Origin of the sequence: Paraplanobispora siamensis (assembly GCF_016863175.1) — a bacterium.
In the GTDB taxonomy this organism is placed as follows: Bacteria; Actinomycetota; Actinomycetes; order Streptosporangiales; family Streptosporangiaceae; genus Planobispora; species Planobispora siamensis.
In genome coordinates, this window is sequence record NZ_BOOJ01000025.1 from 84,966 (window position 1) to 101,500 (window position 16,535).

Here is a 16,535-nt window from a genome sequence, read left to right on the forward strand (position 1 = left end):
TTGTGCGAGGTCAGCGGGGGGCGAGGAGGCAGAACTCGTTGCCCTCCGGGTCGGCCATGACCGTCCCCGGCACATCGCCCTGGCCCACGTCGGCGGGGTCCGGGTAGGTGAGGCCCTCCGGCTCGAGGTTGGTCACGCCGGGTCCCTCGCTGGAGACACCCCAGCCGAGCGCCTCCGCCCAGAACCGGCCGAGCGCGGAGTCGTCATGGGCCTTCATATTGATCTGCACCAGTCTCGTCGTCATGCCGGAGATCCTAAAGACTGCCGTCATCTGGGTCGTCGCGACCAGGAGCGGGCGGTGATCAGCAGATCGGAGCCCATGGCGGCGGTGAGTCGGTAGGCCGGAGGGTACGGTGCTCGGCTGCCGATCATGCGCGAGGACCGCCCTCCACCCCTGGTGCTCGTCGAGTCTCGAAGTGGCCGACGCCCCGGTGTGGTGGGCAGGCGTGTTCGTCGTACGGCGCAGCGCGGGCGACACCCGGCTGACCCGGGACGCGCCTCACAGGTGGGGGCGTCACCTGACACGCGTCGCCGTACCGGTCTCAGAAGGCTCCGAAGCGGCTGGCGACGAGCAACAGCAGGAAGGTGACCAGCGCGACCCGCAGGATGCGGCCCTTGACGTTCAGCGACGGCCATGACATGTAGGCCAGCCAGGCCACGAAGGCGGCCACCACGAGCGCCGCCAGGCCGCCCCACAGCGACTGCACCGCGAAGCCGACCAGCAGGAGGATCACCAGCAGCGCCGGGGCGATCCAGCGCGGAAGCCGGAACAGGAAGACCAGGGGCGCCGCGCTCAGGCGCTCGATCTTCTGCCGCAGCCCGGTGGCACCGGGGGTGAAGAACTGCTCGCCCGGGGGCAGCGGGCGCTGGGAGGGCACCCGGCGGGGGCCGCCTCCCGCGCCCTTCGCGCCTTTCGTGCCTCGTCCGGGGCCGTCGGCACGGCCCGGCGGGCGTCCGGGAGCGGAACGCCGGGCGAGGGGATGCGCGGGCCGCCCGGGGCGGTCGTCGGAGCTGCTCTTGTCGGCCACGGCCAGAGCCTAATGCCGGGATGTCCCGGCGCGGCAGGCTTACGCGCTTCCGGCACTCTGGCGCCGCACGTCCGGAACCCGGGCACTCGGTCACCCACGCCTCCGGATCCCGGCACCCGGCATCTGGGGACCCCGGACGCTAGCCGTACGCCGCTTGTGTGACGTCGCAGGCCGTACATAAAATTCGGGGACGGCGAGTTCCGGCGCCGAACCTCCTCGATCGGGCACCCACGCTGCCCGTGATCCACGGAGGCAAAGGGGACATACGTGCCTTCGGAAGACTGCGGGTCCCGTGTGCCGACCGATGTTGCGGCGGGCTGACCGGCAGGCGTGGGCTGGAGGTCGGCCGGATGCCGCGAGCGGAGTCACCATGACCAGCAAGAAGCAGCTCAAGTCCCGCATCCGGGCGCGTATGGCCAAGACCGGCGAGAGCTACACCGCCGCCCGCCTGCACATCGTCGAGCGGCCCGAGCTCCCGTCCGACGGCGCCTGGACCTTCCACGGCGGGCGCTACCCGAGCAGCGCGACCGTCGCCGGCGTCCTGGCCAACCAGGGCGTCGAGATCAGCGAGCCGATGGTCTTCCTCGCCGGGGGCGGCCTCGGGGCCGGATACATCCTGTGGGAGTTCAAGCACGACGACAGCCGCCACCTGACGCTCGGCTTCAGCAACCAGTGGCAGTACCACGACCGCTGGATGGCCAAGACCCTCGACCGGCTCGGCGTCGCCTTCACCGCGCACACCACCTCGGGGGCCAAGGGCGCGGCGAAGCTGCTGGCCGGAGAGCTGGACGCCGGGCGGCCGTGCATCGTGCTGCCAGACCGCTACCACGTCGGCTACTGGGGCTTCCCCGCGCACATGGACGGGTACGGCGGGCATCCGGTGGTCGCCTACCGGCGTGACGAGACGCACGTGTTCGTCGACGACCGGGGCACGGCCCCGATCCGGGTTCCGCACGAGCGGATGGACGCCGCGCGGGCCCGCGTGTCGTCCTACAAGAACATCACGCACGTCCTGGAGCCCGCGCGGATCGATTCCGAACGGCTGGCTGAGGCCGCGCTGGCGGGCCTGCGCGACGCCGCCGCCCACCTGAGCGCGGCCTCCGACTCGTTCTCGCTGCCCGCGTGGCGCAAGTGGTCGCGGATGCTCGTCGACACGAGGAACGCCAAGGCGTGGCCGAAGGTGTTCGCCGACGGGCGGGGCCTGGCCGGGGCGCTGCTGTCGCTGTGGGAGGGCGCCGAGCCGGTCGGTATGGAGGGCGGGAACCTGCGCGACCTGTTCGCCGACGCCCTGGACGAGGCGGCGGGCCTGCTCGGCCTCCCGCTGGGCGGACTGGCCGGGGAGTTCCGCCGGATCCACGGTCTCTGGCACGCCCTGGCCGAGGCCGCGTTCCCGTTCGACGTCCCGGAGTTCGCCCGGATGCGGGAGCTGACCGCCGGGATCCGCGAGTCGCTCCTGTCGGAGGGCGTGCCGGCCGACGACGGCACGGAACTGTGGGCGCTCCGGGCGGAGGTGGACCGGGTCCCGCCGATCAAGGACGTCGAGGCCCTCTTCGCCGACCTGAGCGGGCGCATCGCGGAGATCTACCGGGCGGAGACGGAGGCGGTCGCCGCCCTCCGGGAGATCGTCTCCTGACGCGCCGTACGGCCCGTGCCGGTCCTCACCACGGCCCCGCCTCGCCGTACGGCCCGTGCCGGTCCTCGCCGCCGTCCCGCCTCGCCGTACCGGCGTGGTGAGGTGGGACGGCTCGGGGCAGGGGTCTGACATGCTGTGCGGATGCTTGCTCTCATCCGCTATTCGGTGCCCGCGGGGCAGACCGAGGAGTTCCTGGCCCAGGCGCATGACATCGTCGACACGCTGGCCGCGCAGCCGGGGTACGTGCGCGGCCGGGTGTCGAGGTCGGTGGACGAACCGGAGTTGTGGGCGCTTGTCAGCGAGTGGGAGGGGGCGGGGTTCTACCGGCGGGCCCTCGGTGCGGCGCGGCTGGCGATGTATCCGCTGATGACGTTGATGATCAATGAGCCCAGCGCGTTCGAGGACGTCGATCGACCCTGACCCGAGCGGCCCTGACCCGAGCGGCCCTGACCGAGGTCGTGCCCGCAGGGACGGGCCGGTGCGGCGGACGCCGGGGCCGGGCGGGTCGGGGCCGGCAGAGCGCACGCGGGCGGGCGGGGCGGCGGGGATGGGCGATGCGCGCGACCGTCCGTCCCGGCCTCCCCTAAGCTGGTCTCGACCAAATTCCTCGCCGACCTCCAGCCGGATGGAGATTCTCCCTTATGGCACGCCGTACGGACATCATGGACACCATCGTCAGCCTCGCCAAGCGACGTGGGCTCGTCTACCCCTCCAGCGAGATCTACGGAGGCCTGCGTGCGTCGTGGGACTACGGTCCGCTGGGCGTCGAGCTGAAGAACAACGTCAAGCGCGAGTGGTGGAAGTCCATGGTGCAGGGGCGGGAGGACGTCGTCGGCCTCGACTCCTGCGTCATCCTCGCCCGTGAGGTCTGGCAGGCCAGCGGCCACGTCGAGACCTTCACCGACCCGCTCACCGAGTGCCAGTCCTGCCACAAGCGCTACCGCGCCGACCACCTCGAAGAGGCCTACGAGGAGAAGCACGGCAGGCCGCCCGCGGAGGGCCTGTCCGAGATCACCTGCCCCAACTGCGGCACCAAGGGCGCCTTCACCGAGCCCAAGCAGTTCAGCGGTCTGCTGAAGACCTACCTCGGCGCGGTCGAGGACGAGTCCGGCCTGGCCTACCTGCGCCCGGAGACCGCGCAGGGCATCTTCATCAACTACCTCAACGTGCAGCAGTCGGCCCGCAAGAAGATCCCGTTCGGCATCGGCCAGATCGGCAAGTCGTTCCGCAACGAGATCACCCCGGGCAACTTCATCTTCCGCACCCGCGAGTTCGAGCAGATGGAGATGGAGTTCTTCGTCAAGCCCGGCACCGACGAGGAGTGGCACCAGTACTGGATCGACGAGCGCATGCGCTGGTACGTCGACCTCGGCGTCAACCAGGACAACCTCCGGCTCTACGAGCACCCCAAGGAGAAGCTGTCCCACTACTCCACACGGACCGTCGACATCGAGTACCGCTTCAACTTCACCGGCAGCGAGTGGGGCGAGCTGGAGGGCATCGCCAACCGCACCGACTACGACCTGTCCACCCACTCGAAGGTCTCCGGCACCGACCTGAGCTTCTTCGAGCAGGACACCGGTGAGCGCTACATCCCCTACGTGATCGAGCCCGCGGCGGGTGTCGACCGCACCGCGCTGATGTTCATGATCGACGCCTACAACGAGGACGAGGCGCCCAACGCCAAGGGCGTCATGGAGAAGCGCACGGTCATGCGCCTGGACCACCGTCTCGCGCCGGTCAAGGCCGCGGTGCTCCCGCTGTCGCGCAACGCCGACCTGTCGCCGAAGGCCAAGGACCTGGCCGCGCGGCTGCGTAAGCGCTGGAACGTCGAGTTCGACGACGCCGGCGCCATCGGCCGCCGCTACCGCCGTCAGGACGAGATCGGCACGCCGTTCTGCATCACCGTCGACTTCGACACGCTTGAGGACCAGGCGGTGACCGTACGCGAGCGCGACTCGATGGCGCAGGAGCGCGTCTCCCTCGACCAGGTCGAGTCCTACCTCCGGCAGCACCTCAACGACTGAGTCCCGGCGACTGAGTCCCGTTCTCCGGCGACGGCCGGCGGCCCCACTGAGGGTCGCCGGCCGTCGCCGTTTCCGGGGATCCCGGGGAGTCCCGAGAGGGCTCCGGAAGCCGCGGGAGAGGAGTCGGGGGAAGGGGGGCGGGAGATGCGCCGCGGGCTCCGTTGAACCTCCTGTGAACGCGGCTGAATGCTGAGGTAATTGGTATACACCAATTGGTTTATACCAATTCCTTGGGCGGTTCCTATGCGGGACCTTTGGCCCTTGATTTCAATTGGATTAGACCTGATGATGGGGCTTGACATGGGGAAACGTCCATTCATGTGATGGGTGACGTTTCACTCTTCGCAACGTCGGTAGAGTCCGCAGGAGGCGGAAGCCGGACATCATTTTTGAAGTCGCAAAGGAGCAGCCATGCCCAAGTATGTTTACGACTTCACCGAGGGCAACAAAGATCTCAAGGATCTGCTCGGCGGTAAGGGAGCCAACCTGGCCGAGATGACCAATCTCGGACTGCCGGTTCCCCCCGGCTTCACCATCACCACCGAAGCCTGCCGCAGCTTCCTTTCCGAGGGGGTCCTCCCGCCCGGGCTGGAGGAGGAGATCGGCGAGCACCTCACCGCACTGGAGAAGCAGGTCGGCCGCCGGCTGGGGCAGGCCGACGATCCGCTGCTGGTGAGCGTGCGCTCCGGGGCCAAGTTCTCCATGCCGGGCATGATGGAGACCGTCCTCAACATCGGCCTCAACGACGAGTCGGTGCACGGCCTGGCCAAGCAGGCGGGCGGCAACGAGCGCTTCGCCTGGGACTCCTACCGCCGCCTCATCCAGATGTTCGGCAAGACCGTCCAGGGCATCGACGGCGAGCTGTTCGACGACGCCTTCGAGGAGCTCAAGGACGGCCGCGGCGACCTCGACCTGGACGCCGCCGAGCTGCGGGGCCTCGTCGAGACCTTCAAGGGCATCGTCCGCGAGCAGACCGGCCGCGACTTCCCCGCCGATCCGCGCGAGCAGCTGCGCATGGCCGTCATGGCCGTCTTCGAGTCGTGGAACGCCCCGCGCGCCATCCTCTACCGCCGTCAGGAGCGCATCCCCGCCGACCTGGGCACCGCCGTCAACGTCTGCACGATGGTCTTCGGCAACTGCGGCATGGACTCCGGCACCGGCGTCGCCTTCACCCGCGACCCCGGCACCGGGCGTCAGGGCGTCTACGGCGACTACCTGCAGAACGCCCAGGGCGAGGACGTGGTGGCGGGCATCCGCAACACCATGCCGCTGCAGGAGCTGGAGACGATCGACAAGACCTCCTACGACGAGCTCATGCGGATCATGGAGAAGCTGGAGAACCACTACCGCGATCTGTGCGACATCGAGTTCACGATCGAGACGGGCAAGCTGTGGATGCTCCAGACCCGCGTGGGCAAGCGCACCGCGGGCGCCGCGTTCCGCATCGCCGTGCAGCTGGTCGACCAGGGCCTGATCGACCTCGACGAGGCGATCACCCGGGTCACCGGCGACCAGCTGGCCCAGCTGATGTTCCCCCGCTTCGCCAAGGACGAGACCCGCACCCGCGTCACCAAGGGCATGAACGCCTCCCCGGGCGCGGCCGTGGGCAAGGCCGTCTTCTCCTCCGAGCGGGCCGTGGAGCTGGCCGCCCAGGGTGAGGACGTCATCCTGGTCCGCCGCGAGACCAACCCCGACGACCTCGCCGGCATGATCGCCGCCAGGGGCATCCTCACCTCGCGCGGCGGCAAGACCTCCCACGCGGCCGTGGTCGCCCGCGGCATGGGCAAGACCTGCGTCTGCGGCGCCGAGGAGCTGGAGGTCTCCACCAAGGAGCGCCGCTTCACCGCCCCCGGCGGCGTCGAGGTCGTCGAGGGCGACGTCATCTCCATCGACGGCTCCACCGGCGAGGTCTTCCTGGGCGAGGTCCCCGTGGTCGCCTCCCCGGTCGTCGAGTACTTCGAGGGCGCCGACGACGCCGACGACGAGCTCGTCCAGGCCGTGCACCGCCTGATGACCCACGCCGACGCCGTACGCCGCCTGCAGGTGCGCGCCAACGCCGACAACGCCGAGGACGCCGCCCGTGCCCGCCGCTTCGGCGCCCAGGGCATCGGCCTGTGCCGTACCGAGCACATGTTCCTCGGCGAGCGCCGCCAGCTGGTCGAGGACCTGGTCCTGGCCGACACGGACGACGAGCGCGAGCGGGCGCTGGCGGCCCTGGAGCCGCTGCAGAAGGCGGACTTCACGGAGATCTTCCAGGCGATGGACGGCCTGCCCGTCACCGTCCGGCTGATCGACCCGCCGCTGCACGAGTTCCTGCCCGACTACACCGAGCTGTCGGTCAAGGTCGCCCTGGCCGGCGAGCAGGCGAGCGAGAAGGACCGCAAGCTCCTGGCCGCGGTCAAGCGCCTGCACGAGGAGAACCCGATGCTGGGCCTGCGCGGCGTACGGCTCGGCCTGGTCATCCCCGGTCTGTTCGCCATGCAGGTACGGGCGATCGCCGAGGCGGCCAAGGCCGTGCCCGGCGCCCGCGCCGAGATCATGATCCCGCTCGTGGGCGCCGTCCAGGAGCTGGAGCAGGTCAGGGACGAGGCCGGCAGGATCCTGGCCGAGACCGGGGTCGAGGCGCTGGTCGGCACGATGATCGAGGTGCCGCGCGCCGCGCTGACCGCCGGTCAGATCGCCGAGGCCGCGCAGTTCTTCTCCTTCGGCACCAACGACCTCACCCAGATGACGTGGGGCTTCTCCCGCGACGACGTCGAGGCCGCGTTCTTCTCCCGCTACCTGGACCTGGGCGTCTTCGGGGTCTCCCCGTTCGAGACCCTGGACCGCGACGGCGTCGGCCGCCTGGTGCGCATCGCCGCCGAGGAGGGCCGCCGTACCCGCCCCGACCTCAAGCTGGGCATCTGCGGCGAGCACGGCGGTGACCCCGACTCCATCCACTTCTGCCACGAGGTGGGCCTGGACTACGTCTCCTGCTCGCCGTTCCGCATCCCGGTCGCCCGGCTGGAGGCGGGGCGCGCGGCGCTGACCAGCTCGGGCTCCGACACCCGCTGACACCGCTGACGCCGGCTGTCACCCCGCCCCGTCCCGCTCCGCGTCCGCCCGACGGCCGCGGGGCAGGGCGGGAGCGGGGGGCGGAGGTCCTCGGACGGCCTCAGGGGTCCCTCCAGTGTTTGCCCGCCGTTCGGCATGAACTCCTCCGCCGTGGATACACTCACTGGACCTATGTACGGCTACGACGAGCACGACCAGGCCAGATGGGTGCCGGAACCGCCCGGCAACCCGGTGCGAAGCCCGTTCGAACGCGACCGGGCGCGCGTGCTGCACAGTGCCGGACTGCGCAGGCTGGCCGCCAAGACGCAGGTGGTCGGGCCGGGGGAGACGCTGGGCAGCGGGCAGCAGGTGCCGCGCACCCGGCTGACCCACTCGCTGGAGTGCGCCCAGATCGGCCGGGAGATGGGCGAGGTCCTGGGCCGCGACCCCGACCTGGTGGAGACCGCCTGCCTGGCCCACGACCTCGGGCACCCGCCGTTCGGGCACAACGGCGAGACCGCCCTCAACGAGCTGGCCGCCGGATGCGGCGGGTTCGAGGGCAACGCGCAGAGCCTGCGCCTGCTGACCCGGCTGGAAGCCAAGATCCTCACCGAGGACGGCCGCAGCGCCGGGCTCAACCTGACCAGGGCGTCACTGGACGCGGCGGTCAAATACCCCTGGACCGCCGAGGCCGGCCCGAAGTTCTGCGCCTACACCGAGGACCTGCCGGTCTTCAGCTGGATCAGGGAGGGCGCGCCCGAGGGGCGCGTCAGCTTCGAGGCGCAGATCATGGACTGGGCCGACGACGTCGCCTACTCGGTGCACGACCTGGAGGACGCCCTGCACTCCGGTGACGTCGTGCTGGAGGCGCTGCGCGACCCGGCCGAGCGCCGCGACGTCTGCGAGACCACCCGCCTCTGGTACGCCCAGGACGCCCGCCCCGGCGAGCTGGAGGAGATCTTCGCCCGCCTGGTCGCCCAGCCGTTCTGGCCCCGGCACTTCGACGGCTCCCTGGCCGCCCTCGCCGAGCTCAAGGGTCTGACCAGCGTGCTCATCGGCCGGTTGTGCCGGGCCGCCGAGGCCGCCACCGCCGAGGCGTACGGCCCGGCCGCGGGACGGTACGGCGCCGAGCTGATCGTCCCCCGGGAGACCCGGCTGGAGTGCGCGGTGCTCAAGGGGGTCACCGCCCACTACGTGATGACCCGCGACGAGCACAACGCCAACCAGGCCAGGCAGCGCGAGCTGATCCACGACCTGGCCCGCCTGATCATGAAGGGCGCGCCCGGGACGCTGGAGCCCGCCCTGCGGCCCGCCTTCGTCCGGGCGGACGACGACGCCGGGCGGCTGCGCGTGGTCGTCGACCAGATCGCCTCCCTCACCGACACCTCGGCGGTGGCCTGGCACCAGCGGCTCGCCGGACACTGAGACGGGAGCCCCCAGCCCGGAGACATCAACCCCGAGTCCGGGGCCCCGAACCCGGAGCCCCTGCCCCCTCCGCGCCGCCCGGCCGGGCCCGCGGGCGGTCAGCCGCCGGCGGGGTCGGCGGTCCCGATGTCGATGTTCTCGTCGCGCGGCTTGCGCGGCTTCCTGGTGGGCTCGGGCGTGGGCTTGGACGCGCACAGGATCGTGCACCGGGGCGTCGCGCCGGTCTGCGACATGACGGCCCGCGTCTCGTCGGCCGGTGACAGGGTGCGGTTGCCCTTCAGCCAGGAGTTCAGGTAGTTCCACGGCTTGACCATGCCGCGCCGTACCCACCACAGGGAGGGGTCGGTCTTCCAGGAGATGGCGAAGTAGAGGTTGCTGGCGGTGTCGCGGGCGTTGCCCGAGTTGCCGACCAGCCCCAGCTGCTGGCCGGAGCTGACCCGCACGCCGGGGGCGATCCCCGGGGTGATCGAGTCGAGGTGGCCGCCGAGGTACAGCACGCCGTCGTCCCCGGCGATCGTGACGAAACGGCCCTCGCGGTCCCGGCCCCGGTCGGTGGAGGGCCTCCAGCGGTTCTTGTCGTTGACCTCGTGGACCACCCCGTCCACCGGCGAGACGAACGCGCAGCCCTTGCCCGTCCAGATCGTGGTCTTGGGCAGCACCAGCAGCCTGCTCTGGTAGGAGACCGAGCAGCCCTTGACCGGGAAGGTGTAGGTGAACTTGGAGACCTTCGGCGGCGGCACCGGGACGGGATCGTCACCCTTGGGGATCTCGATCGGCGTCTGGGAGGAGGCAGCCGGGGGGATCGTCGCGGTGATCGGTCCCTCGGCCGCCATCGCCTCGGCGGCGGGGGCCGGCGGCCGGGTGTTGATGCCGGCCACTCCGCCCGGCGACGAGCACGCCCCCGTCAGCAGGATGGCGCCGGTCACGACGGCCAACCGTGTTATATGCCCCGATCGCATGGTGTCCACCCGCATAAGGTACCGAGAATCCGTCTTCTCCTTTGTAACGAACCACATCATCGTTCACGACCGGTTCTGCCGAGCCGGTCCCGCGACGGCCCTGCTCGCGAGCCCGGCCGCCGGGGTCCGCCTGTCGGAGGTCGGGAATAGACTCACGGCGTGGCAGGCCGGATCAGTGACGAGGACATCGCGCTCGTGAGAGAGCGCTCGCCGATCGCAGACATCGTGGGGGAGCACATCCAGCTCCGCAACGCCGGCGGGGGCAACCTGAAGGGCTTGTGCCCCTTCCACGACGAGAAGAGCCCGTCCTTCAACGTCACTCCCGCCCGGGGTTACTGGTACTGCTTCGGCTGCGGCGAGGGCGGTGACGTCATCACCTTCGTGCGCCGGCTGGAGCACCTGTCCTTCGGCGAGGCCGTCGAGCGGCTGGCCGGCCGGGCCGGCATCCACCTCCGCTACGAGCAGGGCGGTTACGTCCCCGGGCGCGAGCAGGGCGAGCGGAGCCGGCTGATCGAGGCGCACCGGGCCGCCGCGGAGTTCTACGCCGCCAAGCTGTCCGACCCCGAGGCCGCCCCCGGCCGGAGGTTCCTGTCGGAGCGGGGGTTCGAGCGGGTCGACGCCGAGCGCTTCGGTGTGGGCTACGCCCCGGCCGAGTGGGAGGCGCTCTCCCGCCACCTCATGGCCAAGGGCTTCACCGCCGCTGAGCTGATCAAGGGCGGGCTGGCCAAGGAGGGCCGCCGGGGACCGATCGACCGGTTCCGCGGCCGGCTGGTCTGGCCGATCCGCGACATCACCGGGGACGTCATCGGGTTCGGGGCGCGCAAGCTCAACGACGCCGAGGACGGCCCCAAATACCTCAACACCCCCGAGAGCCCGCTCTACAAGAAGAGCGAGGTCCTGTACGGCGTCGACCTGGCCAAGCGGGAGATCTCCAAGCGCTCCCAGGCCGTGATCGTCGAGGGCTACACCGACGTGATGGCCTGCCACCTGGCGGGCGTGCCGACGGCGGTGGCCACCTGCGGCACCGCCTTCGGCGCCGAGCACATCAAGGTGCTGCGGCGGCTGCTGCTGGACCAGTCGGGCTCCCAGGGCGAGGTGGTCTTCACCTTCGACGGCGACGCCGCCGGGCAGAAGGCGGCGCTGCGCGCCTTCGCCGACGAGCAGAAGTTCGTCACCCAGACCTACGTGGCGGTGCAGCCCTCCGGGCTCGACCCCTGCGACCTGCGGGTCCGGCACGGCGACGCGGCGGTGCGGGACCTGGTCGCGAGCAAGGAGCCGCTGTTCGCGTTCGCGATCCGCAGCGTGATCTCCCGCTACGACGTCAGCACCAACGAGGGGCGGCTGTCGGCGCTGGACGCCGCCGCGCCGATCGTGGCCGGGATCAAGGACCGGGCGCTGCGCCAGCTGTACGCCGTCGACCTGGACCGCTGGCTCGGCTTCAACAACGAGCGGTTCGTCATGGAGCGGATCGCCGAGATCTCCACCGCCGCCCAGCCGCGCCAGGACAGGCCCGCGCCCCGGCGGGTCGCCGACCTCACCGACCCCGGCGTGCGGACCGAGGCCGAGGTGCTGAAGCTGGCCGTGCAGCGCCCGGCGCTGCTCGGCGGGCGGTTCGACGCGATCGGCCCGGAGGCCTTCACGCTGCCCGAGCACGTCGCCCTGTACACGCTCATCGCGCAGGCGGGGGGCGTCGCGGCGGCCGGCGAGGGCGGGGGCGCGTGGGTGGACCGCCTGCTGGCCGACGCGGAGGAGGGGCTGCGCGGGATGGTCACCCGCCTGGCGGTGGAGGAGCTGCGCGCCGACCTCGCCGGTGAGGAGCGCTACGCCGCGGCGATGCTCGCAGCCCTGGAACTGATCTCGCTGAGCCGGACGATCGAGCAACTGAAGTCGCGGCTGGAGCGCACCAACCCGACCGACTCCCAGGAGGAGTACAACCGCCTGTTCGCCGAGCTGTTCGATCTGGAACGGCAGCGGCGCATGCTGAAGGAACGCGCGGCCGGAAGCTGATCACGTAATCGGTTTTAATTTCCTGAATCGCATTCGGCCAAACCGTAATAAGGTCTCGGTTTGATAATGATCCCGGCCTTACCTTGGGTGACAAAAATAGGTCTGCCGTTTTGGGTGACTAATACAGCAGACTGTGTCCCGTGGGTGCATCGGTGCTGCCAAGTGGGCCGCCTTCGGTAGACCAGGTGGCCGACCTCGTCGCGAAGGGAAGGGAGCGCGGCAGCGTCACCGTCGATGACGTGGCCGCCGCTCTCGACAAATCCGAGCTGCCGTCCGACGCGCTCGAGCGCGTCGTCCGCATGCTCGCCGAGAACGGAGTGGAGGTCCTCGAGCCCCAGGGCGACGAGGAGACCACCAAGTCCGATGAGGAGGATGTCGGTAAACGGGCGCCAACGAGTGATCTCGTCCGCATCTACCTGCGGGAGATCGGGAGGGTGCCCCTGCTCACGGCCGAGGAGGAGGTGGAGCTCGCCAAGTCCATCGAGGCGGGACTGTTCGCCGAGGACAAGCTGACCAACGTCGCCTCGCGGCTGGCCTTCCCGGAGTTCGCAGAACTCGTCTGGCAGGGCACGCGCGCAAAGCAGCGGCTGATCGAGGCCAATCTCCGGCTGGTCGTCTCGATCGCCAAACGTTATGTGGGACGCGGGATGCTGTTCCTGGACCTGATCCAGGAGGGCAACCTCGGACTCATCCGCGCCGTCGAGAAATTCGACTACACCAAGGGTTACAAGTTCTCCACTTACGCCACGTGGTGGATTCGCCAGGCGATCACCCGGGCCATCGCCGACCAGGCGCGCACCATTCGTATTCCGGTGCACATGGTGGAGACGATCAACAAACTCGTCCGGGTCCAGCGCCAGCTCCACCAGGACCTCGGCCGCGAACCCGCGCCCGAGGAGATCGCCCTGGAGATGGACCTCCCGATCGACCGGGTGATCGAGATCCAGCGCATCGCGCAGGAGCCGGTCTCCCTGCAGTCGCCGATCGGCGAGGAGGACTCCGACCTCGGCGACTTCATCGAGGACGCCGACGCGGTCGTGCCGATGGAGGCCGCAGCCTTCATCATGCTGCAGGACCAGCTCGACGAGATCCTCGCGACGCTGTCCGAGCGGGAACAGCGCATCATCCAGCTGCGCTTCGGCCTCGCCGACGGCCACCCCCGGACGCTGGAGGAGGTCGGGCGGGAATTCGGCGTGACGCGAGAGCGCATCCGCCAGATCGAGTCCAAGACGCTGGCGAAACTGCGTCACCCGACGCGGGCGCAGATGCTGCGCGACTATCTCGACTGAGAACGAGCGCTGATCAAGCCGATGGCCCGGGAACTCCCCGGGCCATCGGCTTTCTGCCGTCCGGGGCCGCAGGCTCTGCCCGTCCTGCGGCAGGTCCGGCGAAAGTGGTTGCCCGCCAATCCTCCGAATCTGCTTCGGCCGGCCGAAGGGAGGGGCACAGCGCCTGCGCAGTCATCCATGGAAGGCCCCGCGCAGGCATTTCCGGCTCATGGAGGAGCTTTCCTGTGAACACGTTCGTCTCGCCGCGCTTCGGCATGTCCCGCCGGCGTCGTGCGGTCTCCCTGCTCGCGGCCGCCGCCCTGACCTCCGGCGCGCTGGCGGCCACCGCGGCCCCCGCCTCGGCCGTCACCACCTGCAAGCCCGGGTTCGCCCCCGCGGTCACCTACCGCACCGCGAACATGTCGCTCTACACGGCGACGGCCGACTTCAACGGCGACCACAGGACCGACGTCGTGGCGTACGGGCCCAGCGGCACCGCCGAGGTGCTGCTCGGCAAGGGCGACGGCACCTTCCGCCCGGCCGTGATCGCCGGTTCCGCCTCGGCCGTGATGACTGTGCCCTCCGTGGGCAGCGTCAACTCCGACGACGACAACACCGTCGACGTCATCACGGTGGACCCCGTGGGCGGTGCGGTCCGGGTCTTTCCCGGCAACGGGGACGGAACCTTCGCCACTGCCATCAGCACCCCGGCGATGGCGAACGTCTTCAGCGCCGTCCCGGGTGACTTCAACGCCGACGGCCGGCTCGACGTGCTGGTGACCGACAACGGCAACACCAGCTCGATCATGCTCGGCGAGGGCGACGGCACCTTCCAGGCGCCCGTCGGCACCGGCTTCACGGGATACTCCTACCTCGCCGGCGTGGACGACTTCGACGGTGACGGCGACGACGACGTGGCGTTCGCCGACGGCGGCCCGGGCGGCAGCAGTGCGGTCCAGGTGATCCTCAGCAACGGCGACGGCAGCTTCGGCCCGGCCGCCCCCTACGCCGTGGGAACGGGCCCCGTCCTCGCCCTCCCGGCCGACTTCAACAACGACCACGAGGTCGACCTGATCACGGTCGGCATGAGTGACGGAGTGGTGCTGCTCGGCAAGGGTGACGGCACCTTCCAGGACGCCCTGCCCTACACCGGCAACAACGCCATGGTCTGGCCCACGCTCGGTGACTACGACGGCGACGGCAGGACGGACGTCGCCTTCGCATCCCCGACCGGCGGCTCGCTGCTGCTCGGCAAGGGCAACGGCGCCTTCCAGGCGCCCGTCACCTTCAAGGCCCCCACGTCGGGCGGGATGATGGCCAGCGGCCGCTTCAACGCCGACAGCAAGAGCGACCTGGTGGTGCCGAGCATGTCGTCCAGCGGCGTCTCGGTACTGCTGGCCGGCTGCGGGACCCCGGCTGCTCCCAAGCCGGCGGTCAAGCCCAAGCCGGCCGTCAAGCTGAAGTGGAAGACGAAGGTCAAGCTGGAGAAGCCGAAACTGAAGGAGATCAAGAAGGTCCGCGGCGGCGGCGTCAAGTAAGCGCCCCGGCACTGCCACGAGAGGCCCCTCCCCGTTCCCGGCAACGACGGCCGCAGATTCACTGGATTTGCGGCCTGTTGCCCGTGGGCTGCTTCGCCCCTGGCCGTAGCGCCGGGAACGCGGGGCCGGAAAAGGGGGGAGTGTTTAACGATCGGCCGGTGGGAAACGCGAAGGGGGCCCGCTGTTTTCTGGCCGTGACCCCGCCGGATCGTGGTGATCATGAGTGTGTTCGAGCTGCGATGCCCCATCGACCCGGATCTGGGTTACCTGCGCGAGCTGGTGCGCCTGCACGGCGGGCACAACGGATTGACCGGCGAGCGGCTGGAGGATCTGGTGCTGGCGGTCAACGAGGCACTCACCAACGTCTTCGATCACGGCGGCCGGTCGGGCCTGATCATCGCCCGCGGCCACGCCGAGGGCGTCACCGTGGAGATCTGCGACGTCGGTGGCCGGCTGACGGCGGAGCACCTGGCCGCCGCGCACCTCAATCCGGCCGGCACCAGCGGATTCGGCCTGTGGGTGATCCAGCACCTGTGCGATGAGGTCACCTTGGCCCACAGCGGCCAGGGCTCGGTGCTCGGCCTGCACATGCACGGCCACCTCGCCCCGGTCATCCCGTCGGCGCCGCGTCGCCGCCGCGCGGAGGAGCCTCGGCACCCTGCGCGCTGATCGCCCCCGGCGATGCAGCCGACGGCCACGCCCAGGAGCGCCCCGGCCGTGGCCGCCGTACAGACGCCGGCTCTGCCGCGCCTGCTCGGCTTGAGAATCATGGCTGCGAGGAGCGCGCGGGCACCGGGATGACGAGGTCGTCATCGGCGTGATCGTCGGCGATGCGGTGGCCGGCATCGGTGAGAACGGCGCGCAAGGCCAGATGCACCGCGGTGCGGACCCGGTGATGGCGGGGCGGGTCCCTGGTGAGCGACTCGGCTGAAGCGGCCCACGACACGACGACACCGCGGTCCGGGTCGTAGCGGATGCGCAGGTCGGCGTCGACGGCCGGCTCGTTCGGGTCGGCCGCGAACCCGGCCTGCAGCAGATCCTGATGGATCCGCCAGATGAGGTGTTCGACATCGTCGGCTGTATGCATGAGCCCGCGGGGGTTGCCGGTGGTTGGTGTTTCTGACGATGGTCTGCCCGGCGCAGGCCCGCAAGAGGGTACGGCCGGCTTTCTGGAAAACGCGATCGCCTACGCCCTTTCCGAAGCGGCCAGCGCCTCCTCCAGCGTGGAGTGGGTCTCGAACAAGGCGATCAGGCCCATGGTGTGCAACATCCGCAGCAGGGAGGACGAAGCCGCGGCCAGCAGTATCTGCGTCCCGTGCTCGCGGGATTCCTTGAACGCCTCGATCAGCGCCGCGACCCCTGTGGAGTCGCAGAAGGTCATGGCGGTCAGGTCCAGGATCAGGCAGCCCTCGTCCACCGCGTCCCACAACGGTTCCAGCACGATGCGCAGGATGAGGGACGTGGTCATGTCCAGCGGCCCGGTGATGTGGACCACCGCGCACCTGGCGCTGCGATCGAGATCTATGGCGTAGGGCAGGTCATCTGGAAATCGGACCCTCATCGGCCCCACGTTCCCTACGCTCACGACCCCGATCTTGCTCATCTGCGATCGGGGTG

General features: G+C 70.1%; 13 protein-coding genes and 1 pseudogene. 9 read left to right on the plus strand and 5 right to left on the minus strand.

From position 1 onward, the window contains the following. Nucleotides 1-13 precede the first annotated feature (13 nt). Both Psi01_RS14050 and Psi01_RS14055 read right to left on the minus strand, forming a co-directional pair. Nucleotides 14-244: pseudogene (locus tag Psi01_RS14050) on the minus strand (VOC family protein); the annotation flags it as partial. Nucleotides 245-542: 298 nt separating this feature from the next. Further along, the gene (locus Psi01_RS14055; protein ID WP_239127634.1) at nucleotides 543-1,028 is read right to left on the minus strand and encodes a DUF6703 family protein; all 486 of its coding nucleotides are present in this window, start codon (nucleotides 1,026-1,028) and stop codon (nucleotides 543-545) included. Between the two features lie 370 nt (nucleotides 1,029-1,398). Between Psi01_RS14055 and Psi01_RS14060 the strand changes: the two genes are divergently transcribed. The 5 genes from Psi01_RS14060 (at nucleotide 1,399) to Psi01_RS14080 (ending at nucleotide 9,146) form a co-directional block, all read left to right on the plus strand. Then, complete coding sequence (locus Psi01_RS14060) at nucleotides 1,399-2,661, plus strand: BtrH N-terminal domain-containing protein (RefSeq protein WP_204064437.1); 1,263 nt, start codon at nucleotides 1,399-1,401, stop codon at nucleotides 2,659-2,661. A gap of 141 nt (nucleotides 2,662-2,802) precedes the next feature. Then, nucleotides 2,803-3,081, plus strand: coding sequence for an antibiotic biosynthesis monooxygenase family protein (locus Psi01_RS14065; protein ID WP_204064438.1), 279 nt, complete (start codon nucleotides 2,803-2,805; stop codon nucleotides 3,079-3,081). Between the two features lie 221 nt (nucleotides 3,082-3,302). After that, on the plus strand, nucleotides 3,303-4,688 hold the full coding sequence (locus Psi01_RS14070; protein ID WP_204064439.1) for a glycine--tRNA ligase: 1,386 nt from the start codon (nucleotides 3,303-3,305) through the stop codon (nucleotides 4,686-4,688). 411 nt (nucleotides 4,689-5,099) lie between these two features. Then, entirely contained in the window at nucleotides 5,100-7,742 is a 2,643-nt protein-coding gene (gene ppdK / locus Psi01_RS14075) for a pyruvate, phosphate dikinase (RefSeq protein WP_204064440.1), read from the plus strand. 171 nt (nucleotides 7,743-7,913) lie between these two features. Then, the gene (locus tag Psi01_RS14080) at nucleotides 7,914-9,146 is read left to right on the plus strand and encodes a deoxyguanosinetriphosphate triphosphohydrolase (protein WP_204064441.1); all 1,233 of its coding nucleotides are present in this window, start codon (nucleotides 7,914-7,916) and stop codon (nucleotides 9,144-9,146) included. A 98-nt stretch (nucleotides 9,147-9,244) separates the two neighbouring features. On the opposite strand, the gene Psi01_RS14085 is transcribed toward Psi01_RS14080, so the two are convergent. After that, nucleotides 9,245-10,072 carry a M23 family metallopeptidase gene (locus Psi01_RS14085; RefSeq protein WP_239127636.1) on the minus strand — a complete coding sequence of 276 codons (828 nt, stop codon included), beginning with the start codon at nucleotides 10,070-10,072 and terminating at the stop codon, nucleotides 9,245-9,247. Between the two features lie 192 nt (nucleotides 10,073-10,264). Between Psi01_RS14085 and dnaG the strand changes: the two genes are divergently transcribed. The 4 genes from dnaG (at nucleotide 10,265) to Psi01_RS14105 (ending at nucleotide 15,587) form a co-directional block, all read left to right on the plus strand. Further along, on the plus strand, nucleotides 10,265-12,112 hold the full coding sequence (gene dnaG / locus Psi01_RS14090) for a DNA primase (protein ID WP_204064443.1): 1,848 nt from the start codon (nucleotides 10,265-10,267) through the stop codon (nucleotides 12,110-12,112). A 185-nt stretch (nucleotides 12,113-12,297) separates the two neighbouring features. After that, on the plus strand, nucleotides 12,298-13,401 hold the full coding sequence (gene rpoD, locus Psi01_RS14095; protein ID WP_239127638.1) for an RNA polymerase sigma factor RpoD: 1,104 nt from the start codon (nucleotides 12,298-12,300) through the stop codon (nucleotides 13,399-13,401). A gap of 224 nt (nucleotides 13,402-13,625) precedes the next feature. Beyond that, nucleotides 13,626-14,918, plus strand: a complete 1,293-nt coding sequence (locus tag Psi01_RS14100; RefSeq protein WP_204064444.1) for an FG-GAP repeat domain-containing protein — start codon at nucleotides 13,626-13,628, stop codon at nucleotides 14,916-14,918. A gap of 219 nt (nucleotides 14,919-15,137) precedes the next feature. Next, nucleotides 15,138-15,587 (plus strand): ATP-binding protein, encoded by a 450-nt coding sequence (locus Psi01_RS14105; protein WP_204064445.1) that lies wholly within the window; start codon nucleotides 15,138-15,140, stop codon nucleotides 15,585-15,587. Nucleotides 15,588-15,684: 97 nt separating this feature from the next. Here the strand turns inward: Psi01_RS14105 and Psi01_RS14110 are convergent, their stop codons facing one another. Both Psi01_RS14110 and Psi01_RS14115 read right to left on the minus strand, forming a co-directional pair. Next, the gene (locus Psi01_RS14110) at nucleotides 15,685-16,005 is read right to left on the minus strand and encodes a hypothetical protein (protein ID WP_204064446.1); all 321 of its coding nucleotides are present in this window, start codon (nucleotides 16,003-16,005) and stop codon (nucleotides 15,685-15,687) included. A 99-nt stretch (nucleotides 16,006-16,104) separates the two neighbouring features. Continuing rightward, the gene (locus Psi01_RS14115; RefSeq protein WP_204064447.1) at nucleotides 16,105-16,503 is read right to left on the minus strand and encodes an STAS domain-containing protein; all 399 of its coding nucleotides are present in this window, start codon (nucleotides 16,501-16,503) and stop codon (nucleotides 16,105-16,107) included. Nucleotides 16,504-16,535 lie beyond the last annotated feature (32 nt).